A 1,285-nucleotide genomic window follows, 5' to 3' on the forward strand; every position below is an offset into this window, starting at 1 on the left:
GGGACTGACCCCATAAAGTGAGACAAATAAAAACACCTTTAAATTGAAAAATCGGGTATAGCATATCTGAAAACAATTTGGAGGTGTTTTTTGTATGGGAAAAAGAGTTAGTTATCCGATTAGTGTAAAAGAAGAGGCCGTTCAAATGAGGTTAGCTGGAATCCCGACAAAAGAAATCATGGACAAGTTAGGAATTAAGAATAGAACACAAGTGAAAACGTGGATGAAATGGTATCGCGAGGGTGAAATCCATCGATTTCATCAACCAGTTGGAAAGCAGTATACCTACGGGAAAGGACCAGAATATCAAAATGAGAACGAGAAGTTGAAAACAGAAAATCTTTATTTAAAGCAACAAATTGACCTATTAAAAAAGTATATAGAATGGGAAAGGAAGTGAAAAAAGAAGCATTCGTGTCGATTTATGATGCGGTAAAAGACACAGTCAGTGTAAGGGCATTCTGTCAGATGTTTGAGCTCGCAAGATCAACATTTTATCGTTGGAAAAAACAAGATCTTCTGCCAAAACAGCAAGTGTTAATTGACCTCATATCGTCGCTTTGTGAGTCACACCAATATACGTACGGTTATCGTAAAATAACGGCCCTACTGCGAAAAGAAAGGAGAATAAATCATAAGACAGTACAACGCATTATGCAAACCTACGGTTTACAGTGTCGTGTGAAAATAAAAAAGCGTAAACAGACTGGTCAACCTTACTATATTGCAGAAAATCACTTAAAACAGGATTTTACTGCGACAAAGCCACTTGAAAAACTGGTGACAGATATAACGTATTTGCCATTTGGTCAAAAACCACTTTATCTATCCAGCATAAAAGATTTGTATACTAGTGAGATTGTGGCTTATACGATTGGTGATAAACAGGATGTTTCTCTTGTTTTAGATACATTGAAGCAGTTACAGACATTACCTAAAGGCTGCGTACTTCATAGTGATCAAGGTTCGGTCTACACTTCTTATGCTTATCAAAAGGAGATAAAGGAAAAAAGCATTACCATGAGCATGTCCCGGAAGGGAATGCCCGCTGATAATGCCCCCATAGAATCCTTCCACTCCAGTTTAAAAACAGAAGGATTCTATCTCCACCACCTGACAAACACTACAACAGCCATTGTAGAAAAAACGGTCAGGGAGTATATTGATTATTATAACAATATCCGAATTCAATTGAAATTAAACAGCCAATCACCAAAAGAGTTTCGGAAACTGGCTGTTTTATAAAGGTGTTTTGATCCCTGTCTCAAAAACGGGGGTCAGTCCC

Annotated in this window: 1 protein-coding gene; it reads left to right on the plus strand. The window is 37.6% G+C overall.

Annotated elements, in window-relative coordinates; translation table 11 throughout:
• Positions 1–94: 94 nt before the first annotated feature.
• Positions 95–1,245 (plus strand): IS3 family transposase gene (locus D5S18_RS36765; RefSeq protein ID WP_120044960.1). Its coding sequence is split into 2 segments (ribosomal slippage): positions 95–365 and positions 365–1,245, totalling 1,152 coding nucleotides; the frame shifts between segments, so codons are not numbered across the junction.
• Positions 1,246–1,285 lie beyond the last annotated feature (40 nt).

Source organism: Nocardia panacis (genome assembly GCF_003598715.1).
Taxonomy (GTDB): Bacteria; Actinomycetota; Actinomycetes; order Mycobacteriales; family Mycobacteriaceae; genus Nocardia; species Nocardia panacis.